We start from the raw sequence: 20096 nt of genomic DNA on the forward strand, positions 1-20096 counted from the left end.
GGGCACCGATCTCGCATGGGGGACGGGCCGGGGAGGCGGAACAGCTCTCCCGGCCCGCGCTTGCAGTTCAGCCGGGCCGTCGGTCGACCCCGGTCGTTTGTCAGTCGGCCAGAGCCGTGTCGACGTAGACCCTCTTTACGGACATCGTCGCCCTGATGGTCGACGAACCGTTGATCTGCGGGATGGTGAAGTACCGCTTGTCGCCGCCTTCGTAGTGAACGTTCCACCAGGCTCGTGTGCTGGCGTCCGGACCGGTGAAGCAGTTGTAGTAGGTCTGCGTCCCCATGTCCTTGTCGAGGCTGAAGGGAATCGACTGCCAGAGCTTCACGCCAGCGGACTTGCCGCCTCCCTGGTCGACCACGCACCCGATGAACTGGACCTCTGTGTAATCGTTGTCATCCCAGTGGCGGGACTCGAAATTTCCCGGCCCCCAGCCGCCGATCGCTCCGTCCCAGTTCATGGGCCCTATCTGTCCGGGCTCCGGAGTGGAGTACAGCTCGATGAGCCCCGGATCGTTCGGATTCGTGACGTAGGCGTCTCTGCTCTTGGGTTGAGTGCCCTTGGCGTTGGCCGAGGTGATGGTGCCGACGAGTGTGGTCGCTGCCAGCGCCGCGATCAGCACGGCACGTACCTGCGAGGTGCGCGTCATGAGTTCTGCCCCCCCTGGGCTCGGAGTGTTTGCCGGGGCCATTCGATGGGCACTCCTGGAAACCGTCTGTGACGGAAGCCACGCTTCCGGTGAAAGCGGGGAATCTTGACCAGAAGTATCTTCGTGATGGCGGGAAGGTGTCCCTCTCATGACGAGCCAGGTGGCGGAGTCGAAGTGTGACGTGCCCAACCGGCGACCGTCAGCCAAGACCGGTGGCACCGCAGCTCGTTGGCGCTTGGCGGGTGGTCCGCAGCCGCCAGGGAACCAGTCGGCTGGTCAACGCATGGCTGTACTGGCGAAAGTCTTGCCGGCGAGGTGAGCCGAATGCGTGCGCGATGCGTGAGCGGACGGGCCAGCACCAGGCAACACACGCAGGATCAGGCCCCGTGCCGCGCGGCGCTGATCAGGCAGAACAGCACCGCGAGGCACGGTCTGGAACCGCCCGGCGCGGATTCGATCCCACTCCTAAAGCGGGTGTCGCAGGTTCGAATCCTGCCGGGGGCACAAGGGAAAAGAGCACCTACCAATATTGGTAGGTGCTCTTTGACGTCCACGGCCGACATCAACGGCAGCGGTCAGGGACGACCCCGGGCTGAATTCGCTGATCACCCGAGAGCAGGCTCCGCATCATGGCTGACTGGCCACTTCCCTGCCCCGACTGCGAGCGGCCTATGGAGTGGAAGGGCTTCGTGCTGAGCAGGCGCGAGGAGGATGACCAACGGGTCTGCCGCTCCCTGTGGCTCTGTCAGGACCGAACCCTTTGGTGGCACTGGGCCGACCGCCAAGACGAACCGCTGGAGCTCTGTCCCTTCCCCGACTTGGTCCGCTGACGTCCACGGTCGCCGGGTATCGTCCGGTCCGGTCGATCAGTGGACAGGGGGTGGAATGCACAACGAGCGGCACGACGAGCGGCTGTCGGTACGATCCGCTGATGTCTTCGGAAGAGCCGCGCGTCGTCTGGTCCCTGCAGGGGTACAGCAAGGTGGACGAATTCCTGCGTACCGAGTTTCCCATCAGCCGCGAGCAGGTTCCGTTGCTTCGGGAATTGATCGGGCCGGACGCCGACGATCCCTGGATGTATCTCGGCTACGACGTGCCCGTCGAGGTGTGGCCCGCGCTGGACGCGATTCTGCGGTGCGGGCCGCCCGATCCCTCGCTCGACTATCAGACGGGGGCCTGCGCGGCCGATTGATCGGATGCCTTCCCCGGGGGTGGGGTCAGCGGAGTTCCTCCGGGCAGGCTGTGCCGCGGGAGAGTTTGTACGGGGCCGCCAGGCGGTAGACGCCCGGTTTCGGGGCGAGCAGTTCCGTCCATTCGTCGCCCTCCGCGTCCACCTCCGTCTTGAAGAGGCAGCCCTCGTCGTTGGCGAAGGCCTTGGGGATTTCCGTGTCCGATTCCTCGCGGGCGAGCTTGGACGCTTCCGTCTCCTGCGGGGGTTCGATCTTGCCGCCGTCCGCGTCCATGAGCGCGAGCCACGGGGAGTACGGGACGCGGATGAGGACGCGGCCGGGGGTGCCGACGCGGATCACCACCTCGTTCTCCTCCGCGCTCAGGACCTCGGCCGGCGGGTTCGCGAGGGGGGTCGGGTTCTCGACCTCGTACAGGCGCCAGTTCTCGTCCGACCAGATCTGCTCCAGGTAGGGCAGGCCCTCGCCGACCAGTTCCGCCTCCTGCTCGGCGCCCGAGTCGGGGGCGCCGGTGGGCAGGACGACGTAGTGGACGGCCCAGCGGTCCAGCCACTCCTGGTAGTTCACGGCGTTCAGGGTGTCGTCGTAGAAGAGCGGGTTGCGCTCCATGTCCGCCTGACGGTTCCAGCCGCGCGCGAGGTTGATGTACGGGCTCAGCGCCGAGGACTCGCGGTGGCTGGACGCCGGTACGACCTCCACCCGCGCCTTGCCCGCGTCCCGGACCTGGAGCTGGTTGATCAGCGGTGCGAGCTCGCGCGCCCAGGAGGCGTCCGGGGCGGTGCGGATGACGTCGTCGACGCCCTTGAAGCCGATCCAGAAGTTCAGGCCGGCGAAGGCGAGCAGCAGCGCGTACCAGCGGCGGGAGCGCGGTGCCGTGTACGGCAGGGCCGCGAGCAGCACGACGCCCGCGAAGAGCATCGGGAGCCGCGAGATGTTCGAGCCGATCTGCGAGTCGATCAGCCAGGTCAGCAGGGTGCCGATGGTGTACACGGCCGCCGCGGTACGGACCGTCCGCCAGTCCTTCGGGACGAGGAGGAAGGTCAGGACGCCGAAGAGCAGCGGCAGCGCCGTCGAGCCGAAGGCCATCGGCTGGGTGCCCGAGAAGGGGAAGAGCCAGGAGGACAGGGCGACGACCGCCACCGGGGCCAGGCCCAGCGCGTACGCTCCCGGGCGCCGGCGGTTCAGGAACAGCGCCGCCGCCGCGACCCCCAGGAAGAGTCCCGCGACCGGGCTGCACGCCGTCGCCAGGCCGGCGAGCGGCGCCGCCACCGCGGCCTTCAGCCAGCGCTTGCGGCGCCAGCGGTGCGGCCAGCAGAACACGGCCGCGACCGCGCCGACGGCGAACATCATGCCGAGGCCGAAGGTCACCCGCCCGGACAGGGCGTTGCAGAGGAACGCGAAGACGCCCGCGATCGAGCAGGCGAGCGGGTTGCGGACCGCCCGTACCCGCACCAGGATCAGCGCGGTCAGCGCGGCCGACAGCGTCCCGGCGATCATCATCGTGCTGCGCACGCCGAGCAGGGACATCAGGTACGGGGACACGACGCTGTACGAGACCGGGTGCATCCCGCCGTACCAGGCCAGGTTGTACGCCGAGTCCGGGTGACGGCCGACGAACTCGGCCCACGCGTCCTGTGCCGCCAGGTCCCCGCCGCTGTTCGCGAAGAAGAAGAACCACAGGATGTGGGTGACGGCCGCGAGTCCGGTGGCGGCCATGACGGTGTAGCGACGCTTCCGCCGCGGGGCCGCCTCGGCCGGGGCCGCCGGGTTCGCGGCGGCGGGCCGCTGCGCCGGAAGAACTATTCGCGAAGGGGAAGAGTGGTCCTCGGCGACGCCGACCGGGTCGCCGTCGCCGCGCCCGTCCCCGTTCCCCGTCGTGGAGGAGGCGGAGCCGGCCTCAGGGCCTCCGGGGCGGCCGAGGCCGTCCGGGGCGGAGTCGGGATCTGGGTCCGCGCGGTCGGCGCGTGTCGGCTCGGCGGTGGTCACTGCGGCCCTTTCCCGTGCTGCCCGTCTCTCTTCTCACGTGTGTCACGCGCGATTCTCGTCCCCCGGAAACGCTAACAGCAGGGCGCCCCGGAGAACCGGGGCGCCCAGCCGAGCGGGTGGCTTCTCAGCCCACGCGGGTCAGCTTCTTGTCGAAGCCGGGCTCCACCAGGTCCGCCTGGAGCGCGACCGGGGAGCTGACCTTGCCCGCGCCGGTGCCGATCGACACCTGGCCGACGATGTCGCCGGCCTTGCCGGTGTGCGGGACGGCCTTGCCGCCGCCGGTGAGCGCCAGCTTCACCTGGAGACCCGGCCAGCCGATCGCCTTGAGCTCCTTGGTGGCCACGACCGGGGTCCGGCCGCCGAGGCCGTCGTCGATGTAGCCGAGGACCTGGCCCTTGCGGACCACGGCGGCCGAGGTGACGTCCTTCTGGGCCTGCTGGATGATCTTGTAGCTGTTGTCGATGGCCAGCTGGAGCTTCTCGCCCAGCTGCTCGGCGTCCTTGGCCCCCATCACGATGCCGAGGATGCGGCGGTTCTTGCCGTCGACGACGGTGTTCGCCGACCAGAGCAGGTTGCCGCCGGCCGGGGTGGAGGAGCCGGTCTTGATGCCGCCCACACCCGGCTTGAGCAGGATGTTGTTGTTGTTCTCGATCCGGCCCGGGAGGCCGTCCACCGTCACGTTCGGCATGTTCACGATCTTGCGGAACACGTCGTACTGCATGACCGCCTTCGCCAGCTTCAGCTGGTCCTGCGGGGTCGACACGGTGCTGTCGAGCAGACCCGACGGGTCGGTGTACGTGGACTGGGTCATCCCCAGGTCCTTCGCGGCGGCGTTCATCTTCTCGACGAACGCGGCTTCCGAACCGGCGTCCCAGCGGGCGAGCAGCCGGGCCACGTTGTTCGCGGAGGGGATCATCAGGAGCTCCAGGAGCTCCTTCTCCGTGTACGTCTGGCCCTCCTGGACCCTCGCCGTCGACTCGTGCTCCGCCTTGCCCTGCTCGGCGGCCTTCTTGTCGATCTCGATCTCGGGGCCCTGCTGGCTCCCCTTGAGCGGGTGGTCGCGGAGGATCACGTACGCCGTCATCGTCTTCGTGACGCTCGCGATCGGAGCCGGCTTCTGCGCCCCGTACGTGCCCATCGAGCCGACGCCCTCGACCTCGACGGCGCCCTGCCCCTCGTTGGGGAACGGCAGCTTCAGCTCACCGCCACCGAAGGTGAACGTCGGCGCGGCCGACAGCGTCAGAACGGGCGCGGGCAGCGGGCGGACCATCTGCACGATCGCAAAGACGATCAGGACGAGCAGGACCAGCGGGGTCCAGATCCGCACCCGGCGCATGGTCGTCCGCAGCGTGGTCGGCGGCGGGGGCGGCGTGTTCGTCAGTTCGGCGAGCAGATCGAGCGGGGGCAGTGGCGGCAGCGGCTGCTGCCGGGTGCGCTCCGGCTCGGTGAGAGCCGGAGCGGGCGTCGGAACCGCGGCCGGCGTCGGCTTCGGGACCGGCGTCGGCTTCGGCTTCGTGACGGGGGTGGGGGCCGGGGCGGCGGACGCGGCGGGCTTCGGGACCTCGGGCGCCCTGGGGGGCCTGGAGGCCTCCTGGGCCTTCTGCTCGGCCGGGATGTCCGCGCGCAGCGGTACGAAGGTGCTCGTGCGCTCGCTGTCGGAGTCCGCGGCCAGGGAGGGCGGAAGCTTCAGCGCGGTCGTCGGCTGGTCGACGGGGGGCGCCGTGGGCAGCCGTACCGCCTTGAACATGGTCGTCGGCTGGTCGACCGGCTGGTCGACCGGCTGGTCGACCGGCTGGTCGACCGGCTGGTCGTCGTCCCCGTCGTCCTCCGCGGAGTCCGCGGGACCGGAGGAGTCGCCAGAGGTGGAGGAGTCGTCAGGGCCGGTGGAGTCGGCGGGCTCTTCGGGCGCCGGCTTCCGCTCGTCCGACGGCTTCCGCGACGCGAACCAGGACGCGGGCGCGGCCTCGGACGCCGCCCCGGTGGAGGCCTTCGCCCCGCCGGCCTCTTCGTCGGACGCGTCGCCGGACTCGTCGGCCGGCTCGTCGCCGGACTTCTCGACGACCGCCTCGACGGCGTCCTCGCCCGAATCCTCGACCGAGTCCACAACCGAGTCCTCGACGGGCTCCTCGTCCGCGTCGTCGTCCGCCTCGGGCTCGTCGTCCTCCGGCTCGCCCTCGTCGTCGTCCGCGTCCTCGCCGGACCCCTCCGACTCGGACTCGGACTCGGGCTCGGGCTCGGACTCGGACTCGTCCTCGGCGGACTCAGCGGACGCCTCGGCCGCGACGTCCACGGACGCGACGTCCTCGACCGCCTCGCGCTCCGCGGAATCCTCGCCCCCGCTCTCCGCCTCCGCCTCCGTCTCATCCGACGTGGCAGGCGCCGTCGCCACCCAAGCCGCTACAGCGGCCTTCAGACGCTCGCTCCCGGGCTCCGGAGCCTCCTTCGGCTCCGGCTCCGGCGTTGCCGCCGGAGCGTCGTCCTCCGGGGCCCTCGGGGCCAGCGTCTTGAAGACGGCCGTCGGCTGGTCGACCTGAACCGACGAAACCGGAGCCGACGACGAGGCGTCTGACTCACGGAGCACGGAAAGCCGAGGATCCCGGCCGCCGCCGCCCGAGGCCGTCGTCTCCTGAGACGACCCCTGCTGCTCCGCCTTGTCGGGGGACTCGCCCGCCACCGTGCCTCCTCCATGGTCATGCGTACGTACGGACCATGTACCGGTCCGTGTACCAGTGTCCTGTGTGAACCCCTTGGCTCCCGTGCTAGACGAGAACGACATACCTACTGGTTCCCGGATGAACCACCCAGGCACTCTCGACAGATGAATGTGAGAGGGGTCACCCTGTCATTCATCCACGCGGGGAGGCATGGATGGGCAGGAGCCGCAGAACCATTCCGGAGGAGCTTCTGCTGCTCGCTCTGGACCCGACCACGGGTACCACAGCGCAGCCGCAGTCGCTCGACCTCGGCCTGGCCGGTGCACAGCTAGTGGAGCTGGCGCTGGCAGGCCGGATAGCCCCTGACGGGGATCGTATCGCCGTGGTGATGCCACGGCCGACCGGAGATCCGACCTTGGACTCCGCACTGGAGCTGCTGCGCAGGCGTGGCAGCCCGGTTCGGGCCGTCCACTGGATCGGCGGACCCCGACTGGGGCTTCGCCAGACGTATCTCTCGCATCTGGAGCGATGCGGCATGGTGCATGCCGTGGAGGGCCAGATGTGCGGGGTGTTGCCGACGACTCGCTACCAGGCGACGGAAACGGCGATCAGTCGGGAGATCCGTTCCCGGCTGGACAGTGCGATCCGCACCGGCGTACCGCCGGACCCGCGGACCGCGGCGCTTGCCGCGCTGGCCCACGCGGTCGGACTCGGGAAGCACCTCTACCCCGGTAACGAAGGACGGTCGTCGCGGTCCCGGCTGCGCGATCTGATCCGGCACGACCCGATGGGCGGACTCGTGGCACACGCCGTGATGGACGTCCAGAACGGCGCGGCGGCACAGCCGCGCCGAAGCGCCGCGGGTGTCCCGGCGCAGCCTCGCGGCAACATGGCCCGCGCGGCGGCGCACTGAGCATTCCGCACGCAAGGAACCAACCCGGGAGCCGCACAAGTGTGCGGGGCGGTCAGGACGGCCGCCCCGCACACGCACGTTCACTTTCCGGCGTCACGCCCGGTGGGACCGTGTTCCCCGGCGCATACGTTGTGGTCGTTTCCCAGCGCACACCCGGCCTTTGGTGGCAGTCTGCCAAGCGGTAGATACTCACAGCTACGCAGCAGACAGCCGGAGGTGCAGTTTCCGTGGCGTCCAACGTCAACCCCACCGTCAGGCGACGCCGATTGGGCCAGGAGCTGCGCAAGCTCCGGGAAGCGAAGAACATGACGGCCGAGCAGGTCGCCGAGCGTCTTCTCGTCTCCCAGTCCAAGATCAGCCGGCTGGAGAACGGCCGTCGCTCCATCAGCCAGCGCGATGTGCGCGACCTGTGCGGCGTGTACGAGGTCGAGGACGAGCGCATGGTCGACTCGCTCATGCAGATGGCCAAGGACTCCCGCCAGCAGGGCTGGTGGCACGCCTTCGGCGACATCCCGTACAGCGTCTACATCGGCCTGGAGACGGACGCGGAGAGCCTGCGGATGTACGAGCCGCAGATCATCCCGGGGCTGCTCCAGACGCACTCCTACGCGGAGGCCGTGATCTCCGGCGCGCTGCCGGAGTCGACGCCCGCGGACATCGACAAGAGGGTCACCGTCCGCACCCGCCGCCAGGAGCGGATCCGGGACGAGGAGCGTCCGCTGCGCCTGTGGGCGGTCATCGACGAGGGTGCGCTGCACCGGATCGTCGGCAGCAGGCAGTTGATGGTGGAGCAGTTGGAGCACCTCGTCGAGCAGTCGCATCTGCCGCATGTCACGGTGCAGGTGATCCCGTTCGAGATGGGCGCGCATCCGGGGATCAGCGGCCAGTACTCGATCCTGGAGTTCCCTGACACGTCCGACTCCAGCGTCGTCTACATCGAGGGCGTGACGAGCGATCTGTACCTGGAGAAGGCGCAGGACGTGGGCAAGTACAGCGTCATGTACGAGCACCTCAGGGCGCAGGCGCTGAACGTCGAGCAGACCCGTGACTTCATCTCGGAGATGGTGAAGAAGCACGCCAGGGGCTGATCCTGGGCGCTCGCAAAGGCAGCGGGGCAGGCACCGTACACCGCGTACTCGCTCCCACGGAAGCTCAGTTGGAATATGCCACTCGGACGTGTGAACGCCGGTCCCACCGGACGGGGCCGGCGAGTAGCGTCGATCAAGCCGGCAAGAACGTTGGCGCGACACACCACTGGCAGAACCGGAGCTGAGCAGCATGGCGATTATTCAGGGTGGCACCGACACCTGGACGAAGTCCTCGTACTCCGGAGGGAACGGGGCCTGCGTCGAAGTGAAGTCTCCCCTCGTGGCCGCGATCGCGGTGCGGGACTCCAAGGCCCCCGAGGGACCGTCCCTCTCTTTCGGACCGGGATCGTGGAACGCCTTCGTCGGAGAGGTGAGCAACGGGGCTCTCTGAGCCCCGCCGCTCGATCCGTCGGCGCACGCGCCACCAGCGTTACCAGCAGGAGCAGCAGGAGCAGCAGGAGCAGCAGAACCAGCACCACCAGCGTGACGAAAGAGCCCTCTCGACCGGTCCGCCGTCCTGGCCGAGGGGGCTCGGCCTTTCCCGGACCCGCTACCGCAGCCGGTCGACGTAGAGGTCCGTTCCCGGGACCGTCGGGATGAACGGCGCGACCAGTTCCACCCGTCCGTCGTCCCCGCCCAGGGTTTCCAGGTCGGCGAAGTGCTCCGTCCAGCATTCGGCGGGGTTCCGTTCCAGGAACCACAGCAGGGTCAGCCGGGTGTCGACGCCCTCGACCTGTTTCACGTACGTCATGCGGTCGCCGGGCAGCGGGGTCGGGCGGAAGACCGTGACCATCGCCGCCGGTGAGCCGGCGAGGCGGCGGGGGAGCTCCCTGCTCCGCAGGCGTTCGAGGAGGGCGGCGCGCTCCTCCGGGCCCTCCGTGTCGACGACCTGGAGGATCAGCCCGGCGTAGGGGTGGTCGAGGGCGTGGAAGTCGCGCGGGCCGGCCGCTCCGTCGCGGTAGACGGTCGCCTCGTGGTCCTGGAAGGCGGTGAAGACGTGCGTCCGCTCCTGGTGGACGCGGGCGTCGCGGTTGAGCCGTTTGTTGATGCCGACGGTCCACTTCATGTGTTCGTCGTAGCGGCCCTCGGTGATCCAGTAGGTGGAGAGGTAGCAGCCGGCGGTGACGGGGCGGGCGACGGCGGATTTCTCCGGGCCGCGCAGTTGCTGGAGTTCACGGGTGGCGACCCAGCGGCGGCCGGCGTACATCCAGGGCATGGCCATGGCTCCGGCGTAGTAGTGGTCGTCCTCGTACCAGCGGTTGTACGCGTACTCGTGGCCCGGGTGCGGCTCGACCATGGTGATCAGCGCGTGGCCGGGGCGGACCCCGTACGGGCCGACGGAGGCCAGTTCCGCGTATGTCTCGCTGCGGGTCTCCTCGCTCACTTCGTACCCCTTCCCATGTCGGTGACGGAGACCTACTCTGACGGACCGTCAGATACTTGGCCAGGGCCGGGACACAGGACTCCGGACCGGGCCGGGGTCACGTCGAGAGGGGTCCGGATGTTGCTCCAGGGGAAGACCGTCGTCGTGTCGGGCGTCGGCGCCGGTCTCGGCCGCCGCGTCGCCGAGACGGTCGTACGGGACGGGGGCAACGCGGTCCTCGGCGCGCGCACCGAGGCCAACCTCGCCAAGTCCGCCGCCGAGATCGACCCGGAGGGCGGCCGCACCGCGTACCGGGTCACGGACATCACCGACGAGGGGCAGTGCGAGGCCCTCGCCGCGCTCGCGGTCGAGCGATTCGGCGGGGTCGACGCGGTGGTCCACGTCGCCGCCTGGGACTCCTACTTCGGCGGCCTCGAGGACGCCGACTTCGCGACCTGGCAGGGGGTTCTGGACGTCAATCTGCTCGGGACGCTGCGGATGACCCGGGCCTGTCTGCCGGCGCTCAAGGAGCGCGGGGGTTCGGTGGTCCTGATCGGCACGCAGTCGGCGGTGGCCTCGCCCTCGCAGGTGCGGCAGGCGGCGTACGCGGCCTCGAAGGGGGCGCTGACCTCGGCGATGTACTCCCTGGCGCACGAGCTCGGGCCGCACCGCATCCGGGTCAACACCGTGCTGCCGGGCTGGATGTGGGGGCCGCCGGTGGAGGCGTACGTCCGGTTCGCGGCGCACGGCGAGGGGGTGCCGGAGGCGGACGTGCTCGCCCGGCTCACCGAGCGGATGGCGCTGCCGGAGCTCGCGACGGACGGGGACGTGGCGGAGGCGGCGGTCTTCCTGGCCTCGGACCGGGCGCGGGCGATCACGGGACAGTCGTTGCTGGTCAACGCGGGTGAGCTGATGCGCTGACCCCACTCCGAGCCGCCCCTACAAGTTCATGGATATGAACAAGGGTCAGTAAACAGAACGATTTTACTGCCCCTTGACCCTCCATTGCATTGTCCCTGCCTTGCAACTCGCCGCACCATGAACGGCGTTCACAAGGCGGACCAGACCCCTGGAGGGGGCTCTCCATGAACAGTCTCGACTGGACCGTGCTCATCGGCTACTTCGGCGTGATGGTCGCGATCGGCGTCTGGTCCCACAAGCGCGTGGACACCGTCTCCGACTTCTTCACCGCCGGCGGCCGGATGCCCTGGTGGCTCTCCGGCATCTCCCACCACATGTCGGGCTACAGCGCCGTCATGTTCACCGGGTACGCGGGCATCGCCTTCACGTACGGAGTCACCTCCTACGTCACCTGGTCCTTCCCCATCGCGATCGGCATCGCCATCGGCGCCCATCTCTTCGCGCCCCGGCTCAACCGGCTGCGCTCCCGCCTGCGGGTCGCCTCCCCGCTCGAATACCTCAAGGACCGCTACAACCTCCCCACCCAGCAGGCCCTCGCCTGGTCCGGCGTCCTCCTGAAGATCGTCGACGTCGGCGCCAAGTGGGCCGCCATCGCCACCCTGCTCTCCGTCTTCACCGGCATCTCCCTCAACCAGGGCATTCTCATCACCGGCGTCGTCACCGGCGTCTACTGCACGGTCGGCGGACTCTGGGCCGACGCCCTCACCGAACTCGGCCAGTTCGTCATCCAGCTCCTCGCCGGCGTCGCGATGCTCGTCGCCGTCCTCGGCAAGCTCGGTGGCTTCAGCGCGCTGTGGACCGTCTGGGACCGGCCCGAGCTCCAGGGCCACACCGCGCCCACGGCCGGCCCGTACACCCTGACCTTCCTCCTCGCGTACCTCTTCATCAAGACCTTCGAGTACAGCGGCGGCATGTGGAACCAGGCCCAGCGCTACATGGCCACCCCCAACGCCCGCGAGGCCACCCGCTCCGGCCGGCTCTCCGCGGTGCTGTGGTTCGTCTGGCCGCTCGTCCTCTTCTTCCCCATGTGGGTCGCGCCGCTGCTCGTCGACCCGAAGAAGCCCGACGCCTCCGACTCGTACGCCCTGATGACCGAGCAGCTGCTCCCGCACGGCCTCCTCGGCCTCGTCGTCGTCGGCTTCTTCTCGCACACCATGGCCATGTGCTCCTCCGACGCCAACGCCATCGCGGCCGTCTTCACCCGGGACATCGCCCCCGCCCTCAGCAAGGCCGCCCGGAGCTGGACGCAGCAGGCCGGACTGCTCGCCGCCCGCTGGTCGACGGTCGCCTTCCTCGCCCTGTCGATGGCGGTCGCCACCCAGGTCAACTCCCCCACCTTCAAGGACATCATCACCGTCGTCATCAAGTGGGTCGCCGGGCTCATGGGGCCCATCGCGATCCCCTTCATGCTGGGGCTGCTCCGCACCTTCCGGAAGTCGGGCCCGACCGCGGCACTGGTCTCCTGGGCGGCCGGACTCTTCGTCTTCTGGCTCACCAACTACGGCCTCGACGGCATCGAGCTCCAGATCCAGATCGTCTCGCCGCTCGCCACGTCCCTCGTCCTGTACGTCCTCATCGGTCTGATCCGGCCCGAGGACACCCCGGAGCGGGACGCGCTCCTGGACCGGATCGGCTCGGACGGCGACGGGGACGGCGACGGCACCGGTGCCGCCCGGGTGCCCGCCCAGGGCGGTCCCGAGCGGGCCGCCGATCAGCCCCTCGGGTAACGCGCGAGCCAGCCCGGCGAGGACTCCTCGGGGCCGTGCAGGGCCGCGCCCTGGGTCATCTCCATCGAGAAGTCGTCCGCGAGCTCCAGGACCGTCGCACGGCCCTCCAGTTCGGCCAGCCAGGCCGGCGGGAGGGCCGTCTCGCCGTGCAGGGCGCCGAGCAGCGCGCCCGTGAGCGCCCCGGTCACCGCGGAGGGCCCGTCGTGGTTCACCGCGAGCCGCAGCCCGTGCCGTACGTCCTCGCCGACCAGGGCGCAGTAGACGGCCGCCGCCAGCTGCCCCTCGGCCCGGTCCTCGGCCGCGCCGAGGGCGGCCACCCGCTCGGGGTCGGGAACCCCTTCCCGTACGGCTCCGAGGGCGCGGCCGAGCGCCTCGGTGACCGGCTCGTGGCCGGCGCGCTCCGCCAGCTGCTCCAGGGCCCGCTCGACGGCGGCCTCCACGGAGCCGCCGCGGGCGAGGCCGTGGACGACGACGGCGAAGGCCCCCGCGGCGAGTCCGGCGGCCGGGGCGCCGTGGGTCTGCGCGGCGCACTCCACGGCGAGCTGGCAGACGAGCTGCGGTTCCCAGCCGACGAGCAGCCCGAAGGGGGCGGAGCGGACGAGGGCGCCGGAGTCGGCGGCCTCCGGGTTCTTGGGCTTGTCGAGGGTGCCGAGCCGCTCGTCGCCCAGGCCGGTGAGGCAGGCGCGGGGCGGGTTGCGGCGGGCGTAGAGCCACTCCTCGTGGGCGAGCCAGCCGTTGTCCTTGCGGCGCTCGTCGGGGCCCCAGTCGCGCTGGGTCGCGGCCCAGCGCAGATGGGCCCGGTGGACGTCGGTGGGCGGGTGCCAGGCGCCGGTGTCGCGGCGGACCTGGGCGCGGATCAGGCCGTCGACGGTGAACAGGCCCATCTGGGTCGCGGCGGTGACGGCGCCGCGGCGGCCGAAGGCGGGCACGGGCTCGGTGAGTCCGTCAGGTCCGTGGGCCTCCCGGAGCTCGGCGAGGCCGAGTCCGCCGGCGCCGGCGCCGAGCGCGTCGCCGAGGGCTCCGCCGAGCAGACAGCCCCGTACGCGGGCGCGGAAGTCCTGCTGTTCGGCGCGGCCCCACACGGCCGCGGCTGTCGTGGCCACGACGTGCCCTCCCCCCGTAGACCGGTCTGCGCAGCACTGTAATCGACCGGGTACGGCGGTTCGGGGACCAGAACGTTATGTGATCCGACGCCCTTCAGGCCGCTTTTGACCGAAGAGCGCCGGACCTTGCCTCACTCGGCGGGGAGGACCGGCAGCAGTTCCGGGAGGTGGCCGTCCGACGCCCGCGCCGTGCGCTGCCGCTCCTCCGGCACCTCGCCGTACAGGGTCGTCCGGGGCTTCGCCGGGCGGCCCGCCGCCTCCGCGATCGCCTCCAGGTCGCGGATCGAGCGGTACGAGCCGTAACTCGATCCGGCCATCCGGGAGATGGTCTCCTCCATCAGCGTGCCGCCCAGGTCGTTGGCGCCCGAGCGGAGCATCTCGGCGGCGCCCTCCGTGCCCAGCTTCACCCAGCTGGTCTGGATGTTGGGGATGTGCGGGTGGAGAAGGAGCCGGGCCATCGCGATGACCGCGCGGTTGTCGCGGGCCGTCGGGCCGGGGCGGGCGATGCCCGCGAGGTACACGGGCGCGTTGGTGTGGATGAAGGGGAGGGTCACGAACTCCGTGAAACCACCGGTCTCCTGCTGGATGCGGGAGAGGGTGCGGAAGTGGCCGAGCCAGTGCCGGGGCTGGTCCACATGCCCGTACATCATCGTGGAGCTCGACCGGATGCCGAGCTCGTGGGCGGTGGTGATCACCTCGATCCAGGTGGCCGTGGGCAGCTTGCCCTTGGTGAGGACCCAGCGGACCTCGTCGTCGAGGATCTCGGCGGCCGTGCCGGGGATCGAGTCGAGCCCGGCCTCCTTGGCGGCCGTGAGCCACTCCCGGATCGAAAGGCCCGTCCGGGTCGCGCCGTTGACGACCTCCATCGGCGAGAAGGCGTGCACGTGCATGCCGGGGACGCGCTCCTTCACCGCGCGCGCGATGTCGAAGTAGGCGGTGCCGGGCAGATCCGGGTGGATGCCGCCCTGCATGCAGACCTCGACGGCGCCGACCTCCCAGGCCTGCTCGGCCCGGTCCGCGACCTGGTCGAGGGAGAGGGTGTACGCGTCGGCGTCGGTACGGCGCTGGGCGAAGGCGCAGAAACGGCAGCCGGTGTAGCAGACATTGGTGAAGTTGATGTTCCGCGTGACGATGTACGTCACGTCGTCGCCGGACACGGACTTCCGGACGTCGTCCGCGATCCGGGTGAGCGCGTCCAGCGCGGGCCCGTCGGCGTGCAGCAGGGCGAGCGCCTGGGCGTCGGTGAGCCTCGTCGGGTCGTCGGCGGCGACGGCGAGGGCCTCGCGGACGTCGGAGTCCACCCGCTCGGGCACCATGCCCGGGGCGGCGGCCTCCCGCAGCGCCTCCCAGTCGCCGTACACCTCGTCGAAGTCATCACGCCGGTCGTGGGTGCGGCCGGTGGTGTCGATGGTGGTGTGCAGATCGGTGCGGCCGGTGGCCGTGAACGCCTCGTCGGGCTCCTGCCAGGGCAGGCCGCGCACGGGCGCCTCGGGGTTGGCGAGCCCCGTCCCGGGGTCGGCGAGGGCACGGACGTGCGGGAGGAGCCTGGGGTCGAGCCAGGGCTCGCCCCGGGTGACGAACTCGGGGTAGACACACAGCCGTTCGCGCAGCTCGAAGCCGACGGCGCGGGACTTCTCGGCCAGCTCCTCGATCCGCGGCCAGGGCCGCTCGGGGTTCACATGGTCGATGGTGAGCGGGGAGACACCGCCCCAGTCGTCGATCCCGGCGGCGATGAGCCGCTCGTACTCCGCGTCGACGAGGTTGGGCGGGGCCTGGAGACAGGCGGAGGGCCCCATGATGTGCCGGGCGACGGCGACGGTGGCCACCAGGTCGTCGAGCTCGGCGTCCGGCATGCCGCGCATGGCCGTGTCCGGCTTGGCGCGGAAGTTCTGGATGATCAGTTCCTGGATCGAGTGGTACGCCCGGGAGACGCGGCGCAGCGCGAAGAGGGACTCGGCCCGCTCCTCCAGGGTCTCCCCGATGCCGAGCAGCAGCCCCGAGGTGAAGGGGACGGACGAACGGCCGGCGTCCTCCAGGACCCTGAGCCGCACGGCCGGCTCCTTGTCGGGGGACCCGTAGTGGGGACCGCCGGGCTCCGACCAGAGCCGGGTGGCGGTGGTCTCCAGCATCATGCCCATCGACGGGGCGACCGGCTTGAGCCGCTGGAAGTCGGTCCAGGACAGCACGCCCGGGTTGAGATGGGGCAGCAGCCCGGTCTCCTCCAGGATCCGGATGGCCATGGCCCGGACGTACGCGACGGTGTCGTCGTAGCCGTGCGCGTCGAGCCACTCACGCGCCTCGGGCCAGCGGTCCTCGGGCTTGTCGCCCAGGGTGATCAGGGCCTCCTTGCAGCCCATCTCGGCCCCGCGCCGGGCGACGTCGAGCACCTCGTCCGGCGACATGAACATCCCGTGCCCGGCCCGCCGCAGCTTGCCGGGGACGGTGACGAACGTGCAGTAGTGACACTTGTCCCGGCAGAGCCGGGTCAGCGGTATGAACACGCTCTTGGAGTACGTGATGACCCCGGGCCGCCCGGCCGCCGCGAGCCCCGCGTCCCGCACCCGCCCGGCGGACGCGACCAGATCCGCCAGATCCTCCCCGCGCGCCCGCAACAGCACGGCCGCCTCACCCACATCGAGCGCGACCCCGTCCCTGGCCCGCTTGAGGGCACGGCGCATGGCGTTCGCGGTGGGGCGAGCTTCCTGGTCATCCGTCATGAAACGAGCATACGAGCGAGCGCGTGGGAGAAGGTTGGGACGGGGCTTCGCGGCCGCCCGTCACCGGCGGATCACAGGTACTGCGCGTACTCGTCCAAAGTGCGCAGGACCTCCGTCTCGTTCGCCGGGGGGAGCTGGAGGACGACCTCCTCGCAGCCCAGTTCCGTGTAGTGGGCGAGCTTGCCGGGGCTGGGGTGGACCGCGTACGGGACGAGCTGGAGGGTCTTCGGGTCGCGGCCCGCCTTCTCCCAGGTCTCCCTCAGGACCGGCAGGGACTCCGTCAGGCCCCGGCCTCCGATCGGCATCCAGCCGTCCGTCTGCGCGGCGATCTGGGCGAAGAGCTTCGGGCCCGCCGCGCCGCCCAGGAGGATGCGCGGTGCGCCGCCCGTCGGCTTGGGCCAGGCCTCCGAGGGGCGGACCGAGTGGCCGAACTCGCCTTCGTGGGCCGTGGGTTCGGGGGCCCAGAGGGCTCGCATCAGGTTCAGGCGGTCGCGGCCGAGGTCCCGGCGGGTGGACCAGTCGACGCCGTGGTCGGCGGCCTCCTCGCGGTTCCAGCCGAAGCCGACACCGAGGGTGAAGCGGCCGCCGGAGAGGTGGTCGAGCGTGGCGATCTGCTTCGCGAGGGCGATCGGGTCGTGCTGGGCGAGCAGCGTGACGCCGGTGCCGAGCGTGAGGTGCCCGGTGACGGCGGCGGCCTGGCCGAGGGCGACGAAGGGGTCGAGGGTGCGGCCGTACTCGCGGGGCAGCTCGCCGCCCGCCGGGTAGGGCGTGTCCCGTGCGACGGGGATGTGGGTGTGCTCGGGGAGGTAGAGCCCGCCGAACCCGCGCTGTTCGAGCTCGCGCGCGAGCCGCACGGGGGTGATGGTCTCGTCGGTCAGGAAGATCGTGGTCGAGATCCGCATAGCGGCACGGTAGGGCGTACGGCCCTGATTTCCGAGAGGTGCGGCGCGGTGAAACGGGTGGCGGGCCGCCCGGCCGCCGGCCCGCCGTCACGGGATCCGCCGGCCGTCGGGCGCGGTCAGTCGTCGGGCGCCGTCAGTCGTCGAGCGCTGCCAGCGCCCGCTGTTCGGCCGCCAGGTCTCCGTATCCGCCGTGCTCCCAGACCCGTTCGCGGAACCCCTGGAGGGTGAGCGGCCGGCGGTCCTCGCCGGGGACGTCCACGAAGTGGACCGTGCCGCAGCGGTGGCAGTACCAGCCGCGCGACCAGAGTTCCGCGGCGCGGTGGCGGCCGCGCATCAGCCGGGTGAAGCGGGCCTTGCGCCGGTACACCCGTGTGAACACCAGCACGGCGGCGAGCAGCGCGAACGCCGAGATCCAGGCCAGGAACCCGTAGGCGAGCGGCGGCTCGGCGGGCACGTCCTGCGGGTACCACCCGTTCGGCACGGGCGGCTCGTCGGCGGGCTCGTCCTGGAACCACTTCCCGGCGATGGCCCCGCCCAGGAAGGTGCCGACGGCGACGGCCGCGGCGAGGACCCCGAGACAGCCGATCGTGTAGGCCGGCGGTCGCGGCGCCGGCGCGAGCGCCTCGGAGAGCCCCGTGGTCGCCGTCCGCGTCACGGTCCGCATGTCTCCGTCCGAGTCCCGCTCCCGGCTCATGACGGTGTCCCGTCCGCCGAGGTACACGGCCGGCACGGCCTGTACGCGGTCGTTCTGCCCGCAACCCGGGCATGTGTGCGTTCCGCTCATCGTCGTCTCCCCCGCCGATCGTGCAGGAAGTGACGGGATCATGCCATGCGCGGTTCCCGTCGCGGCCGAAATTTCCGGGCGCTCCGCCGCCCCGCCGCCTACCGTGGCCCGCGTGCTGAAGCGAATCGAGACGTACTACGACGCCGTCCCCCGTTCCTCCGCCCGCGCCGAGGAGTTCGGGCCCCTGACCCTTTTCGTGAGGGAGGGGGACGGCTGGCCGTACTACGCGCGGCCCGCGCTCGGGTACGGCGGGGAGGTGACGGCCGCCGACGTGGACCGGGTCCGGGCGCGGCAGCGGGAGCTGGGGGCGCCGGAGGCCTTCGAGTGGGTGGCGGAGACGACGCCGGGGCTGCGGGCGGCCGTGGAGGCGAGCGGGCTCACCGTGCACGAGCATCCGCTGATGGTCCTGGAGGGTGCCGGGCTCGCGGTGCCGGAGCCCGAGGGCGTCACGGTACGGGTGGTCGGCCCCGGCGATCCCGCGCTGCCGGGCGCGGTCGCCGCCCCGTACGCGGCCTTCGGCGCCGAGCCCTCCCCGGGGGACGTCACCCGGGTCGCCGACCGGATCACGGCGGGCCTCACCTGTCTGGCCGCCGCCCTGGACGCCTCGGGCAGCGCCCTCTCCGCCGGTCAGCACCAGCCCGTGGACGCCGTCTCCGAGGTCGTCGGCGTCGGCACCGTCCCGGACGCCCGGCGCCGGGGTCTGGGGCTCGCGGTCACGGCCGCGCTGGTGGCGGACGCCCGGGACCGTGGCGTGGAGCTGGTGTTCCTGTCGGCTTCGGACGCGGACGTGGCCCGGCTCTACGGGCGGCTCGGTTTCCGTACGGTCGCCACCGCCCTCATCGCGGAGGCGTAGAGGACTCCCGGAAGAAAGTTCCCGGAGGCTGTCACACCCTCCGCGTCCGCTCCGTCAGTGCGGTGAAGGCAACCGGAACCGCACACCGAGAGACGCTGAGGAGCGATCACCATGGCCCGCGAGATCACCCCCCGGATGACCAACCCCGCCCATGTCCTCCCCGGCGCCGGCCCGGCGATCCAGAACCTGGTGAAGGCCACCCGTGAGGGCGGCGTCCCGGAGGCCACCCTGGAGCTGGTGCACCTGCGCGCCAGCCAGATCAACGGCTGCGGGTTCTGCGTCGACTACGGCGCGAAGAGCGCGAGGAAGAACGGCGTGAGCGAAGAGAAGCTGTTCGCCGTCGCCGCCTGGCGCGAGGCCCCGTACTTCTCCGACGAGGAGCGCGCGGCCCTCGCGCTCGCGGAGGCGGCGACCCGGCTCGCGGACACCTCGGACGCCGTGCCGGACAAGATCTGGGACGAGGCCGCCGACCACTACGACGAGAAGCAGCTCGCCGCGATCGTCCTGATGGTGGCCGTCACCAATCTGTTCAACCGGATCAACGTCACCGTCCGCCAGCCGGCCGGGGCCGGTCTGTGACGGGCGCGGCGACGGCCGGGGCCTCGCGCACGAGCAGCACGTCCACCGGGTCCTCGGACTCGTAGCGGAAGCCCTCCCGCTCGTAGAGACGGCGGGCGTCGCTTCCCTGGAGCACGACCAGGCGCACCGGGACCGCCGCCTCGTCCGCCCGCGCGAGGAGCTCCCGGAGCACCGCCGTCCCGAGGCCCCGCCAGGTCGTCCCGCATGACGGCCGCCCTCAGCTCGGCGACGACCTCGATGTCCGCTGCCGTGCCCGGGCGCAGCGACCAGTTCGTTTCCCTATACATGTACGCATCGTAGGGAGCCTCCATGGTGCTGCGGCCGGGGGTCTCGCCGGCAGTCGTAACCGGATCCGTGCCGTCCGCGTTGGTGCGGTCATGAAGAAGATGCTCACCGCAGTCGCCCTGACCTGTTTCGCCGCGACCGGCGGCCTGTCCGCCGCCGGAACCGCGGCCGCCGACACCGGCGGCGTGAACCTGCCCTCGGTGGTGCCGCTCAGCGGCGTCCTGACGCCGAAGGCGAAGCCGGCCGGCACTCCCGACCTGCCGCCCGCCAACGCGGCGGTGGAGCGCCTGCTCCCCAAGCGCTGAGCCCTACACGGCCCACACGGAAGAACGAAGGTGGCGGACCCCCCACGGGCCGCCACCTTCGCGTCTCTGTGACTCCGGAC

Annotated in this window: 17 protein-coding genes and 1 pseudogene; 9 read left to right on the forward strand and 9 right to left on the reverse strand. The window is 71.1% G+C overall.

The annotated features are described in order from the left end of the window. Positions 1–100: 100 nt before the first annotated feature. On the reverse strand, positions 101–649 hold the full coding sequence (locus ACH4MY_RS20875) for a hypothetical protein (RefSeq protein WP_398005099.1): 549 nt from the start codon (positions 647–649) through the stop codon (positions 101–103). A gap of 931 nt (positions 650–1580) precedes the next feature. Between ACH4MY_RS20875 and ACH4MY_RS20880 the strand changes: the two genes are divergently transcribed. Beyond that, positions 1581–1841, forward strand: coding sequence for a hypothetical protein (locus ACH4MY_RS20880; RefSeq protein ID WP_398005101.1), 261 nt, complete (start codon positions 1581–1583; stop codon positions 1839–1841). A gap of 25 nt (positions 1842–1866) precedes the next feature. Here the strand turns inward: ACH4MY_RS20880 and ACH4MY_RS20885 are convergent, their stop codons facing one another. Together ACH4MY_RS20885 and ACH4MY_RS20890 are read right to left on the reverse strand one after the other, a co-directional pair. After that, positions 1867–3822: an MFS transporter gene (locus tag ACH4MY_RS20885; RefSeq protein ID WP_398005103.1), complete on the reverse strand. Its 1956-nt coding sequence runs from the start codon at positions 3820–3822 to the stop codon at positions 1867–1869. 124 nt (positions 3823–3946) lie between these two features. Next, the gene (locus tag ACH4MY_RS20890; protein ID WP_398005105.1) at positions 3947–6496 is read right to left on the reverse strand and encodes a serine hydrolase; all 2550 of its coding nucleotides are present in this window, start codon (positions 6494–6496) and stop codon (positions 3947–3949) included. Positions 6497–6690: 194 nt separating this feature from the next. Between ACH4MY_RS20890 and ACH4MY_RS20895 the strand changes: the two genes are divergently transcribed. The 3 genes from ACH4MY_RS20895 to ACH4MY_RS20905 all read left to right on the forward strand — a co-directional run bounded on the left by ACH4MY_RS20895 (position 6691) and on the right by ACH4MY_RS20905 (position 8868). Beyond that, complete coding sequence (locus tag ACH4MY_RS20895) at positions 6691–7389, forward strand: GPP34 family phosphoprotein (RefSeq protein ID WP_395361108.1); 699 nt, start codon at positions 6691–6693, stop codon at positions 7387–7389. Between the two features lie 227 nt (positions 7390–7616). Continuing rightward, on the forward strand, positions 7617–8477 hold the full coding sequence (locus tag ACH4MY_RS20900; RefSeq protein ID WP_398005107.1) for a helix-turn-helix domain-containing protein: 861 nt from the start codon (positions 7617–7619) through the stop codon (positions 8475–8477). 190 nt (positions 8478–8667) lie between these two features. Beyond that, entirely contained in the window at positions 8668–8868 is a 201-nt protein-coding gene (locus ACH4MY_RS20905; RefSeq protein WP_266892984.1) for a DUF397 domain-containing protein, read from the forward strand. Positions 8869–9027: 159 nt separating this feature from the next. Here ACH4MY_RS20905 and ACH4MY_RS20910 read toward each other — a convergent pair whose 3' ends face one another. After that, entirely contained in the window at positions 9028–9861 is an 834-nt protein-coding gene (locus ACH4MY_RS20910) for a hypothetical protein (RefSeq protein ID WP_398005109.1), read from the reverse strand. A 117-nt stretch (positions 9862–9978) separates the two neighbouring features. Between ACH4MY_RS20910 and ACH4MY_RS20915 the strand changes: the two genes are divergently transcribed. Together ACH4MY_RS20915 and ACH4MY_RS20920 are read left to right on the forward strand one after the other, a co-directional pair. Beyond that, entirely contained in the window at positions 9979–10761 is a 783-nt protein-coding gene (locus ACH4MY_RS20915) for an SDR family oxidoreductase (protein WP_398005111.1), read from the forward strand. Positions 10762–10925: 164 nt separating this feature from the next. Beyond that, positions 10926–12488 (forward strand): sodium:solute symporter family protein, encoded by a 1563-nt coding sequence (locus ACH4MY_RS20920; protein ID WP_398005113.1) that lies wholly within the window; start codon positions 10926–10928, stop codon positions 12486–12488. Here ACH4MY_RS20920 and ACH4MY_RS20925 read toward each other — a convergent pair. The 4 genes from ACH4MY_RS20925 to ACH4MY_RS20940 form a co-directional block, all read right to left on the reverse strand. Beyond that, positions 12473–13591 (reverse strand): ADP-ribosylglycohydrolase family protein, encoded by a 1119-nt coding sequence (locus ACH4MY_RS20925; protein WP_398005115.1) that lies wholly within the window; start codon positions 13589–13591, stop codon positions 12473–12475. The genes ACH4MY_RS20920 and ACH4MY_RS20925 overlap by 16 nt on opposite strands. Before the next feature lie 131 nt (positions 13592–13722). Next, complete coding sequence (locus tag ACH4MY_RS20930) at positions 13723–16308, reverse strand: bifunctional FO biosynthesis protein CofGH (RefSeq protein ID WP_398005117.1); 2586 nt, start codon at positions 16306–16308, stop codon at positions 13723–13725. 71 nt (positions 16309–16379) lie between these two features. Further along, a complete protein-coding gene (locus ACH4MY_RS20935) occupies positions 16380–17210 on the reverse strand; it encodes an LLM class F420-dependent oxidoreductase (RefSeq protein ID WP_398005119.1) in 831 nt (276 codons plus the stop codon). Positions 17211–17343: 133 nt separating this feature from the next. Next, on the reverse strand, positions 17344–17994 hold the full coding sequence (locus ACH4MY_RS20940) for a hypothetical protein (RefSeq protein ID WP_398005121.1): 651 nt from the start codon (positions 17992–17994) through the stop codon (positions 17344–17346). Positions 17995–18106: 112 nt separating this feature from the next. Between ACH4MY_RS20940 and ACH4MY_RS20945 the strand changes: the two genes are divergently transcribed. Together ACH4MY_RS20945 and ACH4MY_RS20950 are read left to right on the forward strand one after the other, a co-directional pair. Beyond that, a complete protein-coding gene (locus ACH4MY_RS20945) occupies positions 18107–18847 on the forward strand; it encodes a GNAT family N-acetyltransferase (protein WP_398005123.1) in 741 nt (246 codons plus the stop codon). Between the two features lie 111 nt (positions 18848–18958). Beyond that, positions 18959–19426: a carboxymuconolactone decarboxylase family protein gene (locus ACH4MY_RS20950; RefSeq protein ID WP_398005125.1), complete on the forward strand. Its 468-nt coding sequence runs from the start codon at positions 18959–18961 to the stop codon at positions 19424–19426. Here ACH4MY_RS20950 and ACH4MY_RS20955 read toward each other — a convergent pair. Beyond that, positions 19392–19613, reverse strand: a pseudogene (locus ACH4MY_RS20955) (GNAT family N-acetyltransferase); the annotation flags it as partial. The gene ACH4MY_RS20950 and the pseudogene ACH4MY_RS20955 sit on opposite strands and share 35 nt — an antisense overlap. A gap of 190 nt (positions 19614–19803) precedes the next feature. On the opposite strand from ACH4MY_RS20955, the gene ACH4MY_RS20960 reads away from it, so the two are divergent. Beyond that, a complete protein-coding gene (locus ACH4MY_RS20960; RefSeq protein WP_398005127.1) occupies positions 19804–20016 on the forward strand; it encodes a hypothetical protein in 213 nt (70 codons plus the stop codon). Positions 20017–20096 lie beyond the last annotated feature (80 nt).

The organism is Streptomyces sp. NPDC017246, from assembly GCF_044331325.1.
Taxonomy (GTDB): Bacteria; Actinomycetota; Actinomycetes; order Streptomycetales; family Streptomycetaceae; genus Streptomyces.

Coding starts and splice junctions, on each gene's coding strand:
- ACH4MY_RS20880 (WP_398005101.1), top strand. CDS start 1,581: ATGTCTTCGGAAGAGCCGCGCGTCGTCTGGTCCCTGCAGGGGTACAGC.
- ACH4MY_RS20920 (WP_398005113.1), top strand. CDS start 10,926: ATGAACAGTCTCGACTGGACCGTGCTCATCGGCTACTTCGGCGTGATG.
- ACH4MY_RS20930 (WP_398005117.1), bottom strand. CDS start 16,308: ATGACGGATGACCAGGAAGCTCGCCCCACCGCGAACGCCATGCGCCGT.
- ACH4MY_RS20950 (WP_398005125.1), top strand. CDS start 18,959: ATGGCCCGCGAGATCACCCCCCGGATGACCAACCCCGCCCATGTCCTC.
- ACH4MY_RS20940 (WP_398005121.1), bottom strand. CDS start 17,994: ATGAGCGGAACGCACACATGCCCGGGTTGCGGGCAGAACGACCGCGTA.
- ACH4MY_RS20935 (WP_398005119.1), bottom strand. CDS start 17,210: ATGCGGATCTCGACCACGATCTTCCTGACCGACGAGACCATCACCCCC.
- ACH4MY_RS20960 (WP_398005127.1), top strand. CDS start 19,804: ATGAAGAAGATGCTCACCGCAGTCGCCCTGACCTGTTTCGCCGCGACC.
- ACH4MY_RS20895 (WP_395361108.1), top strand. CDS start 6,691: ATGGGCAGGAGCCGCAGAACCATTCCGGAGGAGCTTCTGCTGCTCGCT.
- ACH4MY_RS20875 (WP_398005099.1), bottom strand. CDS start 649: ATGACGCGCACCTCGCAGGTACGTGCCGTGCTGATCGCGGCGCTGGCA.
- ACH4MY_RS20915 (WP_398005111.1), top strand. CDS start 9,979: ATGTTGCTCCAGGGGAAGACCGTCGTCGTGTCGGGCGTCGGCGCCGGT.
- ACH4MY_RS20905 (WP_266892984.1), top strand. CDS start 8,668: ATGGCGATTATTCAGGGTGGCACCGACACCTGGACGAAGTCCTCGTAC.